General features: G+C 39.2%; 13 protein-coding genes. 4 read left to right on the top strand and 9 right to left on the bottom strand.

Annotation, left to right across the window (positions count from 1 at the left end; genetic code table 11):
• Positions 1–125 precede the first annotated feature (125 nt).
• The 4 genes from IPO83_16675 to IPO83_16660 form a co-directional block, all read right to left on the bottom strand.
• Entirely contained in the window at positions 126–2,399 is a 2,274-nt protein-coding gene (locus tag IPO83_16675; protein MBK9732889.1) for a TonB-dependent receptor, read from the bottom strand.
• A gap of 143 nt (positions 2,400–2,542) precedes the next feature.
• Positions 2,543–3,151, bottom strand: coding sequence for a threonylcarbamoyl-AMP synthase (locus IPO83_16670; protein MBK9732888.1), 609 nt, complete (start codon positions 3,149–3,151; stop codon positions 2,543–2,545).
• Positions 3,152–3,222: 71 nt separating this feature from the next.
• Positions 3,223–4,416: an ADP-forming succinate--CoA ligase subunit beta gene (gene sucC / locus IPO83_16665; protein ID MBK9732887.1), complete on the bottom strand. Its 1,194-nt coding sequence runs from the start codon at positions 4,414–4,416 to the stop codon at positions 3,223–3,225.
• Between the two features lie 837 nt (positions 4,417–5,253).
• The gene (locus tag IPO83_16660) at positions 5,254–5,592 is read right to left on the bottom strand and encodes a hypothetical protein (GenBank protein ID MBK9732886.1); all 339 of its coding nucleotides are present in this window, start codon (positions 5,590–5,592) and stop codon (positions 5,254–5,256) included.
• 212 nt (positions 5,593–5,804) lie between these two features.
• Between IPO83_16660 and IPO83_16655 the strand changes: the two genes are divergently transcribed.
• The 4 genes from IPO83_16655 to IPO83_16640 all read left to right on the top strand — a co-directional run bounded on the left by IPO83_16655 (position 5,805) and on the right by IPO83_16640 (position 12,227).
• Positions 5,805–6,455 (top strand): ABC transporter ATP-binding protein, encoded by a 651-nt coding sequence (locus IPO83_16655; GenBank protein ID MBK9732885.1) that lies wholly within the window; start codon positions 5,805–5,807, stop codon positions 6,453–6,455.
• Between the two features lie 389 nt (positions 6,456–6,844).
• The gene (locus tag IPO83_16650) at positions 6,845–8,893 is read left to right on the top strand and encodes a M13 family metallopeptidase (protein ID MBK9732884.1); all 2,049 of its coding nucleotides are present in this window, start codon (positions 6,845–6,847) and stop codon (positions 8,891–8,893) included.
• 334 nt (positions 8,894–9,227) lie between these two features.
• Complete coding sequence (locus IPO83_16645) at positions 9,228–10,925, top strand: hypothetical protein (protein ID MBK9732883.1); 1,698 nt, start codon at positions 9,228–9,230, stop codon at positions 10,923–10,925.
• Positions 10,926–11,477: 552 nt separating this feature from the next.
• The gene (locus IPO83_16640) at positions 11,478–12,227 is read left to right on the top strand and encodes a hypothetical protein (protein ID MBK9732882.1); all 750 of its coding nucleotides are present in this window, start codon (positions 11,478–11,480) and stop codon (positions 12,225–12,227) included.
• Positions 12,228–12,486: 259 nt separating this feature from the next.
• On the opposite strand, the gene IPO83_16635 is transcribed toward IPO83_16640, so the two are convergent.
• The 5 genes from IPO83_16635 to IPO83_16615 form a co-directional block, all read right to left on the bottom strand.
• Complete coding sequence (locus IPO83_16635; protein MBK9732881.1) at positions 12,487–12,816, bottom strand: DUF1493 family protein; 330 nt, start codon at positions 12,814–12,816, stop codon at positions 12,487–12,489.
• 26 nt (positions 12,817–12,842) lie between these two features.
• Positions 12,843–14,252, bottom strand: a complete 1,410-nt coding sequence (locus tag IPO83_16630; protein ID MBK9732880.1) for a LysM peptidoglycan-binding domain-containing protein — start codon at positions 14,250–14,252, stop codon at positions 12,843–12,845.
• Positions 14,253–14,581: 329 nt separating this feature from the next.
• Positions 14,582–14,941, bottom strand: coding sequence for a hypothetical protein (locus tag IPO83_16625; protein MBK9732879.1), 360 nt, complete (start codon positions 14,939–14,941; stop codon positions 14,582–14,584).
• Positions 14,928–15,968, bottom strand: a complete 1,041-nt coding sequence (locus tag IPO83_16620) for an RHS repeat-associated core domain-containing protein (GenBank protein ID MBK9732878.1) — start codon at positions 15,966–15,968, stop codon at positions 14,928–14,930. The genes IPO83_16625 and IPO83_16620 overlap by 14 nt, the downstream gene beginning before the upstream one ends.
• Positions 15,969–16,019: 51 nt before the next feature.
• Positions 16,020–16,403, bottom strand: coding sequence for a hypothetical protein (locus tag IPO83_16615; protein MBK9732877.1), 384 nt, complete (start codon positions 16,401–16,403; stop codon positions 16,020–16,022).
• Positions 16,404–16,415 lie beyond the last annotated feature (12 nt).

The following is a 16,415-nucleotide window of genomic DNA, read 5'->3' as shown; positions in this document are numbered from 1 at the left end:
GTACGCTGATGATTACACTTGTTTGAAATGAAAACAGTTGTTACTGTTTGATCCACGCAAAATCACTCATTAAAAAAGTAATGGATGCGTGTGAAAGGTAGCAAGGAATGAATACCGGAATAATTTTAGAAGGTTAACGACGCACCCACGCTCGGTAGTATGGGCAACTGATTCACACGCTGATAACTTACCCTGTCGAAGTAAAAAATATTCTCACGGTTATAGACATTGATGATGCTGGCATTGAGTTCCAGCATGCTGTTTTCCGAAATCTGTATTTTCTTTTTTACCGCTAAATCGACGCGATGGTAGTAAGGTAACCTGCCGGTATTTAAACTGTCGTCATACACAATTCCAAGGTTGCCGTTCTGTGTAGTGTAGTTTGTATTGATGCCATCAAGAAAATTAACCTGCTCATAAAATCCTTGTGTAAGTGTAAATGGAAATCCTGAACCGAAGTTAAAGCGGACGTCCACTTCCCAACTTTTATCTTTTCCCCAGGTATAAGATGCTACAATATTCAGGTTGTGACGACGGTCAAAATGTGGTGGATAAACCTGTTCGCCATTATCACGGCTGACATATCCCAAAGAGTAGGCAATCCATAAATAGAAATTCCGGTAGTCATATTTCACCAAAAAATCCAGTCCATAAGCTTTGCCTGTTTCCACTTCGAAATCCGGATCTTCAGGCAACAATTTATTCCTGTTGATATTGATCAACTGGCCGAACTTTTTATAGTATGGTTCAAAAGTCAGCTCAATATTCTTTGTAAGGTCGGCTTCCACTCCAATCACAGCCTGGCTGGCAACCTGCAAATTGGTTTTTACAGGTTTTCCATCGGTTCCGTTGAGCTGACCATCAGGTGCTGTAAGAAATCCTGTAAATAGATTCACCACATCCTGGTCCGATTTAGTGCTGATGAAATTTTGTGAATACATACCTATTGCACCTTTCAACCGTATGCCATCTGTTAAATTGTATTTCACGGAGATGCGTGGTTCAGGCGAAAAGGCAGGCAGAGAAGCATAGTATTGAAGGCGGATACTTGGTTCCAATATAAATTTCTCATTAAAGATGTGTTTATAAACAAGAAACCCTGACAACTCAGTTGTATTGTTATTCTGTTCTATTTTCAATCCAAGCGAGTTATAAAACTGAAGCTCAGTTCTGAACCCACCAATATCAAAACCATATTTCACATCGCCATGCGGAAGAAAGTAAGTGAAATCAATATTCAGATCAAATCCATTAATGCCGCTTGTTCTTGGTTTACCATCGGCTTCCAGCAGTGAAATATTATAATCGGAATAGGAAATCGTGCCTCCTATTAACACCTTTGACCCACCCGGCACAATTACGAAATTGGTACCAAAGCCATATGATTTCCAATCGAAATCTGATACGAACTGATAATTCACATGATCGTTGAAATTGAAACCAAAGAAACTCAGCTTGCTGCCGCTGGCACTGTTGAGAGAAATCTTTCCATACAGATCTGTAAAACTGTATGGCAGACCACCTGTATCGATGTAACTATAAAACAGTTGAGATGATTTATCGAGATAGGAAGACTTTCCGGTAAACATATAAGAGACACTGGAGCCGGCATCATTGAGTTTTTTTATAGGTCCTTCCAAAACTACTTTAGTGAGAAACGGGTTCACCGCTACTTTTCCTGCAAACTGTTTTTTATTGCCATCGCGTGTAGTAACATCTAAAACCGCTGACAAGCGATCACCATACTCAGCGCTGAATCCACCGGTAAACACTTTTACATTGCGAATAATATCTGTTTCGAACACAGAGAAAAGTCCGATGGAGTGAAAAGGATTGTAGATGGTCATGCCATCCAGCAATACTTTGTTCTGAATGGGAGAACCGCCGCGAATGTATAATTCACCGCCCTGGTCACCTGTAAAAACCACACCGGGCAGCACCTGAAGGTATTGCGCAAGATCCGCTTCACCACCCACTGACGGAATGCGTGTAATATCCTTTGTAGTAATCTTTGTCATCGAAACAGCTGTTTCCGTTTTCTTTTCTTCACGGGCAGCACTGATGTTTACATTCTCGAGTTCAATGGCAGATTTGGAAAGAAAAAGCTGCTGATTCAAAATTTCATTGGGCTTAACGGTAATTGGTATTTCAACAGTATCAAATCCTAACTGTGTGCAGAAGATCATGTAAGAGCCGGGCTTTACATTGGCAATATTGTAGAGTCCGTCTTCATTGGTTTGCGCGCCGAGTCCTGTTCCTTTCAGAATTACGTTGGTATAAATAACAGGTTCACCAGTCGACTTTTCATAAACAAGTCCTCGAACGGTTGCGTTTTGCGCCAACAATTGTGTCGTGAAACATGATAACAAGAGAAAGAAAAGAACTGTATAAAATCGCATCCTGATTTGAGTTGTCGTTGTTAAAAATGTTACTGTAAATTGTTACATCTGTTACTTATAAACAATTCTAATAATTGATTTCGGTTGATTAGGTTAAGTTCAATTCCCTTCAGAAAATAATGAAAAGGAAAGTTTCTGATTTGTTATGGCTGCCATGCTCCCAATCCTTCCCTTACCAGCATTGGTTCATCCTGTGTGTAGTCAATTACTGTTGAAGGCATATTTCCGCCTGAACCGCCGTCAATCACAATAGCGAGCTGACTGTGAAACCGGTTTTCAATTTCACGCGGATCAGTGATGTAATCAAGAATCACATCCTCATCATGCAATGAAGTGGAAATGATCGGATGCCCCAAAGCTTTAGCAATGGCACGTGCGATTTCATTGTCAGGAATGCGGATTCCAACAGTACGTTTATTGGTTTGAAAAAATCGGGCTACCTGTGGAGCAGCATTCACAATCATGGTGTAAGGTCCGGGAAACAAGCGCTTCATTTCTTTAAACACAGGAGTATCCAACCCTGCAGTGTATTCCTGCGCCTGCGCAATGTCGCTGCAGATGAATGAAAAGTCAGGCCGTTTTTTTCCACTCATCTTTATTAACCGTTCAATCGCTTTGGGTTGAAAAAGATCGCCGCCAAAGGCATACACAGTATCTGTGGGAAATACAACCAAGCCACCCTTCTTCAACTCATCAACCACCAGGTTGATCTTTTGCTCACTGATTCTGTTTGAATGTATCTTGAGTAACAACGATGAACTATTTACTATTGAAAAAAATAATTGATAGCCGGAAATTTTGCCCGAACGAAAAACCTATTCGATTATGCGGCAATCACTTTGTTCACCAACTCAGCGGCTTCGCGAAGTTCGATGGCGCTGAACACTTTTAATCCTGATTTGTCAATTATTTCTTTTGCCAATTCAGCATTGGTGCCCTGCAAACGGACAATAATCGGGACATGAATAGTTCCGATGTTTTTGTATGCATCCACAATTCCCTGGGCCACACGGTCGCAACGAACGATGCCGCCAAAAATATTGATGAGAATGGCTTTCACATTCGGATCAGACAAGATGATGCGGAAACCTGCTTCTGTAGTTTGCGCATTGGCTGTTCCACCTACGTCGAGAAAATTAGCGGGTGAACCACCTGCAAGCTTAATCATGTCCATGGTGGCCATGGCAAGACCGGCACCATTTACCATGCAGCCGACATTGCCATCGAGCTTGATGAAGTTGAGGTTAAAACGACTCGCTTCCACTTCCGTTGGATCTTCCTCGGAAACATCGCGTAAGTCAGCGTATTCTTTATGCCTGTATAAAGCATTGTCGTCCACTTTAACTTTTGCATCTACCGCGATGATGCGGTTGTCTGACGTTTTTAAAGTCGGATTGATTTCGATCAATGCGCTATCCAATTCAACATATGCTTTGTAAACAGCGGTTACGAAGGAAACCATGTTTTTATAGGCATCACCGGATAAGCCGAGGTTGAAAGCAATCTTTCTTGCCTGGTAAGGATTCAGGCCATCTTTTGGATCCACCCATTCCTTATGAATTTTCTCAGGTGTTTTAGCAGCCACTTCTTCAATGTCCATTCCGCCTTCTGTGGAATAGATGATCACATTCCTTTTTTGCTCACGGTCGAGTAACACGCTCATATAAAATTCCTTGCGGTCTTTTTCATCGCCGTAATACACATCTTCCGCAATCAATACCTTGTTCACTTTTTTTCCTGCAGGACCGGTTTGCGGAGTAACCAACTGCATACCGATAATCTGCTCAGCTTTCTCTTTCAGTTTATCTAAGGAGGTGGCCACTTTCACGCCGCCACCCTTGCCTCTTCCACCTGCATGAATCTGTGCTTTCACCACCCAAATAGCAGTGCCGCGTTCGTTCTTCAATTGCTTGGCTGCTTCAATAGCAGCATCCACGGATTCCACTGCAATACCTTCCTGCACCGGAACGCCGTATCGCTTCAACAATTCTTTTCCCTGGTATTCGTGTAAATTCATGGTAGCTTTTTAAAAGACGCGCAAAAATAGCTTGAATAATCTGAAATCTGAAACAGGTTTCGGTGTATGGTGGAATTCCATCGACCAACAAAATCAAACTGACATCATGGTGACATAAAAATTGATGCTGCGCGAATTCGGATTTATAATCATAGGTGTTCGAATCATTGAACTATTGAATTTATGCAGAGGAATTATTGTCTGTTGTGGCGAGAAGCAAAAAAATTGTCATTTAAAGCGGTGTCGAAGAAAGACAATTTCTTTTGGGAGGGCTATAACAAAAACAAATGTCGCGGTTCGACTACGCTCACCGTGACATTGTTTTTGTTCCACTCTAATGCCCGTTCGACCACGTAAATCACGAATCAAATCTTCTTTTAATTTTCAGTAAAGCAGAAACTCACCAAGCTTTCAAACACCTATTGATTTGTAGTTCCGGACTTATTGAGATTGGAATTTAATCTACTCTTTTAATGTCTTTTATAATTTTTGTGTGACAGTGGCAAAGTAAATTCCGGAAGGAAGATCGGAAACATCTATCAAGCGGTTTTTGAAATAATGAAAAAGAACTGATTTCCGCGGACGAACGGGCATATGAGTGAAAAAGAACAATGTCACAGTGAGCGTAGTCGAACTGCGACATTGTTTATGTTGATGTACTTCAAAAAATGTTCTTCGACTCCCTCAAAATTTAAAATCCGAACTTCATTTTAGAACAGAACGCATTCAACAAAATATAAAATTTATGAATGAATCACAAGTATTCAGCTTCTGGTTTATGTTTTTACACTGGCTCCGTCTCATCAAGAAGACGCAGGAAACTTGCCTTTCAAAATCTCAAGACATCAGTCTATAAAATATCGCAACGATGATTATCAAAAAAATACTGGTGTAAATCAGCTTATTATACTTCGCAAGCCAGTTCGGAAGATAGATATCAAAATTATCAGCGGACGAATCGGAATACTTTCTCGCCATTACAGTAAGCGGGCACCTGTTTCCAAAGATCAGCAACACTATTCCTTCCAATACAATGAGACTGATTCCTATCCAAACCCATTTGTCAATTTTCCCGGCGATCGCAGCATATGCAAGATAGCCAAGCACTATATTGAAAAAAATCCAGACGATTGTATGGATGATTTTGATCATTTTCAACTTTGCAACGGTTGTCATAATAAGAATCTATTTTTTTGCATCGCACATATGCAAGTCATGGTGTATGCAGGAGAATTCAATGCGACTAATTTACTTTTTACCACCTGCAACATACATGTATTGCGTGATAGAAAATAATATAGCGCTTAGTCCACCGATCCGGTCCAAATGATGCTTTAGCCAATGATGTGATACAAAAATTGTTTCTTTGGCGATTGCAATTTTCATACATGATACAAGCTACCAACATTCATAAATACTATGGCGATCTTCATATTCTGAGGGGCGTATCAATTGATATTGCTAAAGGTGAGGTGGTTTCAATAGTCGGACCTTCGGGGGCAGGAAAGAGCACGCTGCTTCATATTATGGGCACACTGGATCGTGCGAACGAAGGAAAGGTTTTGTATGAAGGCACTGATGTTTTTCAACTTCCTGATAAGAAGCTGGGCATCTTCAGAAATCAGCACATTGGTTTTGTGTTTCAGTTTCATCACCTCTTGCCTGAATTTACTGCTATTGAAAATGTGTCGATACCTGCGCACATTGGCGGCAGAGAGGTGAAGCAAACCAGGGAAAGAGCAAAGGAGCTGCTCTCCTATCTCGGATTGAAAGACAGAATGGAACACAAGCCTTCTGAACTTTCCGGCGGTGAGCAGCAGCGTGTAGCTGTTGCGCGTGCCCTCATTAATTCGCCCAAAGTGGTGCTGGCAGACGAACCATCAGGTAATCTTGATTCTGATTCGGCTAAAGAGCTGCACACGCTATTTTTTCAATTGCGTGAAAAATTCAACCAGACATTTGTGATTGTAACGCACAATGAGGAACTCGCGAATTTGGCGGACAGGAAGTTGACGATGAAGGATGGAGCGATGATTTGAGTTTTGAGGTCGGACCCTTCGGCTCGCTCAGGAGCCGACGCGGCGGAGTCGGACTTTTAGACCTTTCTAATCTTCGACACTTCGATCTTTCGGTCCTTCGGTCCTTCGACCCTTCGACCCTTCGACAAGCTCAGGGCAAGCAAGCTCAGGGCAGGCAAGTTCAGGGCAAGGAAGCACAATGCAGACAAGTCAGGGTTCAGCACTGTGTGGTCGGGCCCTTCGACTCCGCTCAGGGACCGACGTGGCGGATTCGGGAACCCTAAACAACGTCATTGCATGAAGGCAAATGCATAGTATCATTCAATATTGGTTCGGTGAAGTCGGTTTGACGAAATAAATTTTCCCCCTTCAGCAAACTTTTTATATTTCGGCCAACAAATAAAATTCCCATGAACAAATTTTCACTCCTGCTGATTACCATCATCCTTATTGTTACCGCAAGCATCAGTTGCAAAAGAAGCGCTGGTCCTGCAGAAAAAGACAAAGAAAGAAAGACATTGTCGTTGCAGAATATTGATACTGCTATCAAACCCGGCGATGATTTTTTCCTGTATGCCAACGGCAACTGGTACGACACTGCCACCATATTACCTACTGAATCAAGAGCCGGCGCGCGCCTTGAAATGGATTATAAAACCAAAGCAAACATCAAAAGCATTTTGGAAGAAGCTGCTGCTTCCAATTCAACTAAAGGAAGCGTGGAACAAAAGGTCGGTGATTTTTATGCATCAGGAATGGATACTACCGCCATTAATCAGTTGGGTTATCAACCCGTAAAGCCTTACCTGGATCAGATTGAAGCTTTGCAAAATGCACAGGATGTGATGAAGTTTGCAGCATCACAATGGACGCTTTACCATCCAATGCTGATTGGTCAATATGTGGCACCCGACGATAAAAACAGCACCAAAAATATTGCAATCTATTTTCAATCCGGACTTGGGTTGCCTGACCGTGATTATTATTTCATGCAAGATGAAGGCACCCGGGAAGTGGTGAAAGCTTACCTGAAGTATATCAGCGCTTTATTTCAATTAACAGGTGATGATTCCGTTACTGCAAATAAGAATGCGACCATCATTTACAACTTAGAAAAGCAACTTGCTGCAAGTCATCGCACCAATGTTGAGTTGCGCGATCCGCAAAGCAATTACAATAAAATGTCGGTGGCTGACCTTGATAAAAAAATGCCTGCGATCGGATGGAAAGAAGTGTTCAGCAACCTGCATGTTTCAACTGATTCAGTAAATATGAGTCAGCCTGCCTACTATTTAAAGCTGAATGACCTTTTGAAAACGACTCCAATATCCACCTGGAAAACCTATCTGCGTTTTCATTTGCTGGATGATGTAGCCAGTGGCTTAAGCAGTGATTTCGTGAACGCTAAATTTGAATACAATGGAAGAGCACTGAGTGGTCAGCAAAAAATCAAACCGCGTTGGGAAAGGGTTTACGGAGCTATTGATGGAAGCATAGGCGAAGACCTTGGTCAACTATATGTGAGAAAATATTTTTCTGCGGAAGCAAAACAACGCATGCAGGAATTAGTGGATAACCTGCAGAAAGCATTTGAGGCGCGGATCAGTAAACTCGACTGGATGAGTGACAGCACGAAGCAACGTGCAAAGGAGAAACTGCACACCTTTCTTAAAAAGGTTGGCTATCCGGATGTGTGGCGCAACTACAGTGCAGTGACGACTGACCGTAATAACTGGTTTCAAAACCTCGAAAATTCAGGCAAGAATCAATACGAATTTGAAACGTCTAAAATTGGTAAGGCAGTCGATCGCAATGAGTGGGGCATGACACCACCGACTAACAATGCGTATTACAATCCAACCATCAACGAAATTGTTTTTCCTGCAGGCATTTTACAATTTCCAATGTTTGATGTGGAATCAGATGATGCCTTGAACTATGGTGGCATCGGCATGGTAATCGGTCATGAGCTCACGCATGGATTTGATGATCAGGGTTCGCAATACGATAAAGACGGCAACCTGAAAAACTGGTGGACCAGGGAAGATAACGACAAGTTTAAAGCAAAAGGACAACAGGTTATTAATCTCTACAACAGTTTTACAGTATTTGATTCAATACATATAAATGGTGAGCTTACCCAAGGAGAAAACACTGCCGATATTGGTGGAATTGCTATTGCATATGATGCTTTTAAGCTGACTAAACAAGGTCAGGACACCACGAAGATTGATGGATATACACCTGATCAGCGTTTCTTTTTATCGTTCGCACAAAGCTGGAGGAAGAAAGTAAAAGATCAGGCATTGTTACAACAAGTGAAAACAGATCCGCATTCTCCGGGCATTTATCGTGTGCGTGGTCCGCTGATGAACTTCACTCCTTTCTACGCTGCATTTGATGTGAAGGAGGGTGATAAAATGTTTGTGCCGGAAGAGCAACGGATAAGGATTTGGTAATGCTATGATTCAAGTTATTTATTGCCGCCGGTTAAAACCGGTGGCAATAGATAGCATTGTGACAACGAGATGCTTTAATGTTGATCGGAATCATTGAAGAATTCAATTGGGAAGCAAGTGATGGCAAATTTATCTTGCCGGAGGCAATAGATGGGTTTGTTGCCCCGGCTTATTTAATGGTAACATCCATAACATTGGCTACACCATAAAAGGGCTCACGCCGCTTACTATCGGCTATGCTTACCTATACGACCAGTTAAACAGACTTACCGATGTAACGCCTTTTGACAATTTTAATACTGCCAATTACAAATGGAGTTCAAGTGGCAGCGGCATGACTGCATACAAAGAAAACCTTGCCTATGATGCCAATGGTAATATTGTTACGTACCTTCGTAAAGGAGCCGTTTCGCAGGTGAACATGGATTACTTGACCTACAACTATACCTCTGGAACTAATAAATTAGTGAAGGTTGATGATGCCATCAGCAGCGGCAACTATCCCAGCGATATTGATCAGCAGTCAAGCAATAACTACGTGTATGATAATTCCGGGAATCTTATTGAAGATAAAAAAGAGAAGCTCGATATTACCTGGACTGCTTATGGAAAGGTGGATTCGATTTACAATGACAATACAGACCTTGCAATTAATTTTGGATATGATGTTTCACAAAACCGGTTATCAAAACGAGTGATTGCTACTGGTTCTAGTGACACTACCTCTACTTACTATATCCGAGACGCTCAGGGCAACATTATGGCCATGTATGAATTAAAAGAAGATACCGTGAGATGGATTGAACAGGATCTCTACGGAAGTTCACGGTTGGGAGTGTTGAATCCTGATTCAGTGGTTTATCCCGGCAGCACCTACTCGAAGTATTTCCATCATCTCCAAGGCAGAAAGCAATACGAGCTTACCAATCATCTTGGAAATGTTTTGACCACGATCAATGACCGAAAGATCGGTGTAGATACGGCTACAACCAATGGCAACTATGATTATTGGTTAGCTGTTCAAGTCAGTGCTCAGGATTACTATTCGGGCGGGATGGTAATGCCGGATAGGAGTTTTAGTTCTTTAAAGTACAGGTTTGGTGCAGCAAGCGGACAAGAAAAAGACGATGAAATATGTGGGATCGGAAACTCTTATACTGCCGATTATTGGCAATATGATCCACGGCTTAGCAGACGCTGGAATATTGATCCTGCTTTCTCTCAAAAACCATGGATGTCTTCGTATCATTCATTCAGCAATAAATTTATCACCAATATTGATCCAAATGGTGACAATGATGGACATTGGATTACATGTACAGGAACGGAAATTGGCGATGACGGGCATGCTGATAATAACCTGTATACAATTGACAACAGTCTCTATACTTCAGAAACAGTTCCCCAAAATCCTGGTGAACTTCGAAAGGAATATGACAAAGGAATTAATAATACAGTGAATGTAGCTACCGCAACCACCCCAATTGCAACCAAATCAGAAAATTCAATTACACCAGTATCAAACTCTTCTTCGACATTTAGTGCCTCCTCACCACCAAATACAATAGTAAAAGATGAATATTTTGATTTGAGTGGGACAGAATTCTCGCTTCTTTGGACCTTTGGGGCATCTGCCAGCTTGGATTTAGGTTTGGCTTCAGTTGGCGGAGGTATTGAAGTTGACTTAATTGGAATCAGGGATTGGAGATCAGTAGGATTTGGTGTATCTGAGAATGGCGACAAATCAGTTAGGCGTTGGAAAAATCTTGATACAGGATTAGGAACGTTTGGAGGTGGAGCTTATCAGGAAACAGTAACCATAACACACAGCGATAACGTAAAAGAGCAAATAATATCAACTGATATTACCATATGTGGATTCACTTACTCAAGAAGTTCTTTAAACCTAAACACAAATTTACAAACCTCCAAGGTTGGTATTGGAATTGGTTTAAAGGAAGGGGGTATCCTTCTTGGAGAATTTGACTTGTTTATACCTCTTTTTTCAAGAACTATAACCCCAAATAAATAACATGAAAATACTACTGAAAGTCAATAGATGGATTCTAGTTTGCGTAGTAATAGTTTTACCGATTGTTTTTCAAGCAATATTTGGCAGCATTCCTTCTTCTGGAGATTTAATTAGTGATCTACTAAATAGCTCAAAGTTACAAACAATGGTATTAATATATATGATATCATATACAGTTTATTTGATGTGGCTCTATTCCATAATAATCTTATTCAATAAGAAGTTTTCCCAGAATTATTTTATGCTTCACACGTTCTTGTTGATCATACTCATTTCTGGCCTACCTATTTCATTCATACTCTTTCTATTCTCTTTTATCCAAAATTCCAGTTCACCCATTATTAACCTTTTACCCCTTATAGGAACGTCAGCTCTAATTTCCTATTTATATTTTATATTTAAATCAGCTCAATTACTGTCCCAACTTCCTAAGATAAGCATCAAATATTCCATGATTAATATTTTGGTACTTCTATACCTTTTTCCGCTTGGAATTATCTTATTACAAGAAAGAATTAGGCGAAGTTATGCGTCCTTAGAAAATTCTATTTAATGAGTCAAAGTAGTTCACAGATTCTATTTATTTTTTTAACGGCATTTTCAGGGGGCTGCCAAATGGGTACCATTCAAAATCGCACCTTGGTATTTGAGAAAACATCGAGGAACTTAAATGGGGGGATTGAGACTCATGTCCTTGACTATTTTATAGAAACTCTTCATGATACTTTACACATTACTGGCTACCCAGACTCATCCAATGCATATTTTTATAGTGATACCATCTTCGTCGATAGTTTAAAAAATGAAATTTTAAAAGTCGTTCATGATACATCCTTTGAAGATGTAGTATATTTATCAACGCAACCATTTATTCTAAGAAAAGAAAAAGATTCAATTTATTTTCTTTACAGAAGTAATGTGGACGAGTCAATTGCTAGAGCAAAATGGTATTCTCTTTCAAAATGGGATACTTTAATTAACTGTAGTCCATTCTTCCTCTCATCAAATCAAGTAACATGTGATGGTGTTAATTATTATACAGGGAGAGACAGCACATTTTATCTGTGTGGAATAAAATTCAAAACATACATTTTCAAAGAAATATACACTGTTACCGGCGCAGATAAGCATTGTTACAATGTCATTCGATACATCGATAAGAAAACATTAGTACCAATCGTTGCCAAATATTATTATCTGGATGAAAACTGTTCAAACATTATTGATAAAGCTCAAATTTATTTAGTAAAGATATTACCATTGACTGAGAGAAATAAAGCCACCTGGAGGAAAGACTTCTGAAAATTCCACTCCTTGAGTAGCCACTAACCAGTTGGAATGAACGATCAAAGCCCAATATATTTTTGTCCCTTCTCCTAAAAAAAATTTAAGTAACAAACAATATTATCACTCCTTTGTTTTGTATCTATACTATGATCTATTATTATTGCAATGTAGTAATTCTGCGTCTGAGCTATTAAAGAATAAATCTGTTGCCTGTAAGATCAGAAAGTGGAAATTGCACCTTACGTATTTGGTTTAATATTGTTTTAATTAAACACTACATTGGTAAGTTGATTATTTTTTCGTCTAACCTTCCTGCACTTATTCCTTTCTCCAGATCCCCAAGAGTTAAGATTTTTTTATTCCTCTGATTTCCTAATGAAAATAAAGAATGACCTTCAGCATCAAAATAATCTGCTGCCATAAATCTTGATACATCTACATTGAATTGCTCGCCATAAGCGATTATGAACTCCATTGCATCTTCACCAGTAATTCCCAAATCAAGTTCAACTTTTGTAGTTCTTTCTAAAGGAAAATCATATTTCTCCCAGCTTTGTTGCTTTTCAACAAAGTCTTTTAATTTTTTAAAAATTTCGTCACTCATCAGATTTCTGATTTGAAGATTTAGCACTACTTTATGATTTTAATTTTTTCTTTGAACTTCTTTAATTCTTTCACAGGATGAATACCTTTGTTATGAACAAGAATACTGCTGCTCGTCACAAAATAATTGTGATTGCCGTCAACTTCAATATTGTAAACAGTTAGTGATTGTTGCAGTAAGCTTAAAGATTTCACTTGTTCAACCGTTTTGCTATTCATCGTTTTAAACTTATCACCTACTTTTAGTTGCTTTACTGTTACCCATCCTTTGCCTTCTATATAAAACGGATGCTCGGCAGTTACAAATATTGTCTGATCGATTGTAGTGATTTCGTAAATCTCACCTGTGTTTCGTTCCAGAGTATTTAACACCTTGCTTTCTTCAATTTCATTTGTCTGTATGTTGTACGTATAAACGGAATCTCCAATCTGAATACTTTCTATTGCAACTAAACCTTTGTTTGCATAAACTAATGTTCCTTTCTCAAAACAGATGTGATAGATTAAACCCGCATCCTTATAAGTATTACTATAGTCAGATACTCCTTGACTCATTGGTATTGCTACTTCGGCTGTAAAATCATAAACTGTTAAGGCAAGACCAATTCCCGAGGCAGCACTACTTGCCCATCTTCCCAAAACTCTACCAACAACCGCTGAAGAACCCCCTACAACTTCTTTTGCAGTTTGCTTACCTATTACGGCCGATGTTTTTTTCCAAAGATTAGATTGAAACTTCCCTAATGTTGGAGATTGATTGGGCCAAACTCTTGACATGGACCAAGATAGAACTGATGATCCCGTATTTGAAGCTAGAGGAGCGGTTGATTTTAATATATCCAGTGGTTGCCCCAATAAATACATTGTTGGTCCAATCCATTCTGTAGGAAGTCCCAACATGCTCCCTTGCTGCTCCTGAGCATTAATGCTTTTCACTGGCAACGAAGAGTTTGGTGATTTTGATTCATTAATTTTTGATACGTTTAGTGTGTTTGTATTGCTGATTGTTGTCGCTCTATTTGATGCCGAGCTGCTTGAAGAGGATCCTGGAATATTAATTGTTTGACCCGCAAAAATATTGTCAGCATTTTTAATGGCGTCTTTGTTTAAAGCCATAATGTCATTAATGGTAGTGCCATTATCTTTAGCTATCTGCGACAAAGTGTTGCCCTTCTGGACAATGTATGCCTGAGGGTCTTCCCCTCCTTGACCAGTAGGATCAATAACCCTGATTGGGTTATTATCAAATCCAACATAAGGGCTTTGCCAAGGGTAATCATTTGTCAACGGGTCAACACTCCACCATCTACCAACTCGTGGATCATATTCTCTAAAAGCTGTTGTATAACTATTCCCGGCTCCCTTTATATCGTCATTTTTCTCAAAACCTTGGAATCCTCTCTGATATTCTGAACTGATAAAACTCCTGTCGGGCATTACCATCCCGCCCGGTTAGTAATCTTTTTGGCTGTACTCTCTAGTAGAATTATGATAGCTAGTGATACTTAAATTCATACGGGATTTTGCTTATTACTGTATGAAATTTAGAAATTTTTTAGCATTTCCTCTAGCACAAGTGCAATGATGTCAGACCCAAGATTGATATCGAAAAAAGGAAAAACTGTAACGCAACACCAGGAGATCAAGCAACTAACTTAAACATAAAAAATAGAAGTGCATCTTGATTTGATTGAAGCATACTTTAGAGTGTCATTGCGAGGAAAGCGTTTGCGTTGATAAAGATAATTAAGGCCAAAAGGGATGCATTACTGATCACAACACGGATAATCAAAGCTCATCCGTTTTTCGCCATTAGTAATTTCCAACTGTATTGTGTTTTTCTTTTTAATCACTGTATCTCCTTCTGAAATAGAATCCCAAGTTTTACGGTATTGAAGACAAGTGCAAAATTTTAAAGTATCTACAGACTCATTGAATTGTTGTACAACGATAGCACCTAAACAATCTTTATTTTCAGATTTCCAAATAACCACCCCATTTATGGTTTTAGGCTCTATATCATCTTTTAACCATTTTTGACAAGAGAACACTCTTCTGCCGCACCCGTTGGTTAGCAATGAAAAAAATATTATCAGTGTAATTACAATAACCTTATTTACTCCCATTTAATTGTTGTTTTAAAGTTGCAGCTCGATTCTTCTTGCTCTGTAAATCTTTTCCAAGTTGATCATAAAGTCCCTCCAAATATGCTTTTTTAGTCCTGTTTTTTGTTTCTGACATAACCGTTTGAACATCTTGCATAGTATTTTCTATAGCTGGTATCGCTACTTTCTCTATGCCTTCAATTTCTAATTCTTCTGATTTCTCTTGATCTGTTAAAAGTGCATTGTGGATGATAAAATCAAAACCTTTAGTGTTGCCGGGGTCAGAAAAAAAATCAGCCAACTTTGCCTCTTGTGCATATGCTTCAGCTTCATAGCTTATACGCCTATAAGCATCGTAATCATCTAACCCCTTTTTCTTATTTTCTTTGTACTCCTTGTAGTAAGCTGATGCAAATGGTATCCAACCTATCTTATCAATTTGCATACGGTGAGTTTGCTCATGCCCAACTAATTGAGCCCAAAAATGTTCATCCATATTACTTTGAAGAGATGGATCAAAAAATACAGTATTTCCCCAAGTGTCAGCAGTAGGTTTTCCTGAAAGTTTCCATACTGCGCTTCTTGAACCTTCCATCCATAGCGTAGATTCAGAAACTCTTCTCTGAATATCTATTGCTCCTTGTAAAAACCCAATAATTGGCTTTGTAAGATTTCCATTCTTATCGATGATTGTTGTCGGTTCAAGACCGTCAACATCAACAGCGGCAATCGGAGTGTTGCCAGCAAATTGATAAGGAGAATAAAATGGATAACCTTTGGAAAGAGGATCCACGCTTAAGAATCTTGCTATTCGTGGATCATAGATCCTGTATCCATAGTCATAACTATCACCACTCCCATTGATCTCATCATCTTTTGGTTTTCCATTGAATCCGAATCGATAATTTTCATTGGAGAAATTTCTGTCTGGCATTACCATCCCGCCCGGATGGTAATCACTTAGCCGTACAATCACCGGTTCAAACCATTTCAATTCCAATTCAAGAACTACTACTAAATTGATTTTAATAAAACGAATTATATACAATATTAAACCTATAAATTTAAATGTACTGACAACCTTAGCCTTTTATCCAACTTAGTGACAATTTTTTTCTGAAATTACTTTTATATTTGTATTACTATCTGTTTCTAAAGAAATAGTTGACCCTGTGGCATCTCCATTTGACACATTCACAATTTTATAAAAGGAATTTGGTTCCAATTTAAATTCATTGATTACGACATCATGTACTGTTATTTCAAATTCAGTGTTGTCTCCCTTTAATGCGAATAAATCACCACTTCCATTTTTTCTTAATTTAATTCTATAAAGAACTCCTCCCTTTTTTTCTATATACATTTGAGTTAATGAGTGTTTATCACAAGTAGTTATTATCCATTTTTCCTTGTCAACATAAATTTCATTATCTAAACAACCAGTAAATGTCAGCGTAGCAATAAATAAGAATAAAAATCTCACGATTATGAATTT

This window comes from Chitinophagaceae bacterium (assembly GCA_016717285.1).
GTDB lineage: Bacteria > Bacteroidota > Bacteroidia > Chitinophagales > UBA10324 > JACCZZ01.
This window is presented reverse-complemented; position numbering and strand designations above follow the sequence as displayed.

Excerpts from the sequence above, each read along its gene's own strand:
- IPO83_16675 (MBK9732889.1), bottom strand. The coding sequence starts at position 2,399 with ATGCGATTTTATACAGTTCTTTTCTTTCTCTTGTTATCATGTTTCACG.
- sucC (MBK9732887.1), bottom strand. The coding sequence starts at position 4,416 with ATGAATTTACACGAATACCAGGGAAAAGAATTGTTGAAGCGATACGGC.
- IPO83_16660 (MBK9732886.1), bottom strand. The coding sequence starts at position 5,592 with ATGACAACCGTTGCAAAGTTGAAAATGATCAAAATCATCCATACAATC.
- IPO83_16655 (MBK9732885.1), top strand. The coding sequence starts at position 5,805 with ATGATACAAGCTACCAACATTCATAAATACTATGGCGATCTTCATATT.
- IPO83_16650 (MBK9732884.1), top strand. The coding sequence starts at position 6,845 with ATGAACAAATTTTCACTCCTGCTGATTACCATCATCCTTATTGTTACC.
- IPO83_16645 (MBK9732883.1), top strand. The coding sequence starts at position 9,228 with ATGACTGCATACAAAGAAAACCTTGCCTATGATGCCAATGGTAATATT.
- IPO83_16640 (MBK9732882.1), top strand. The coding sequence starts at position 11,478 with ATGAGTCAAAGTAGTTCACAGATTCTATTTATTTTTTTAACGGCATTT.
- IPO83_16635 (MBK9732881.1), bottom strand. The coding sequence starts at position 12,816 with ATGAGTGACGAAATTTTTAAAAAATTAAAAGACTTTGTTGAAAAGCAA.
- IPO83_16630 (MBK9732880.1), bottom strand. The coding sequence starts at position 14,252 with ATGCCCGACAGGAGTTTTATCAGTTCAGAATATCAGAGAGGATTCCAA.
- IPO83_16625 (MBK9732879.1), bottom strand. The coding sequence starts at position 14,941 with ATGGGAGTAAATAAGGTTATTGTAATTACACTGATAATATTTTTTTCA.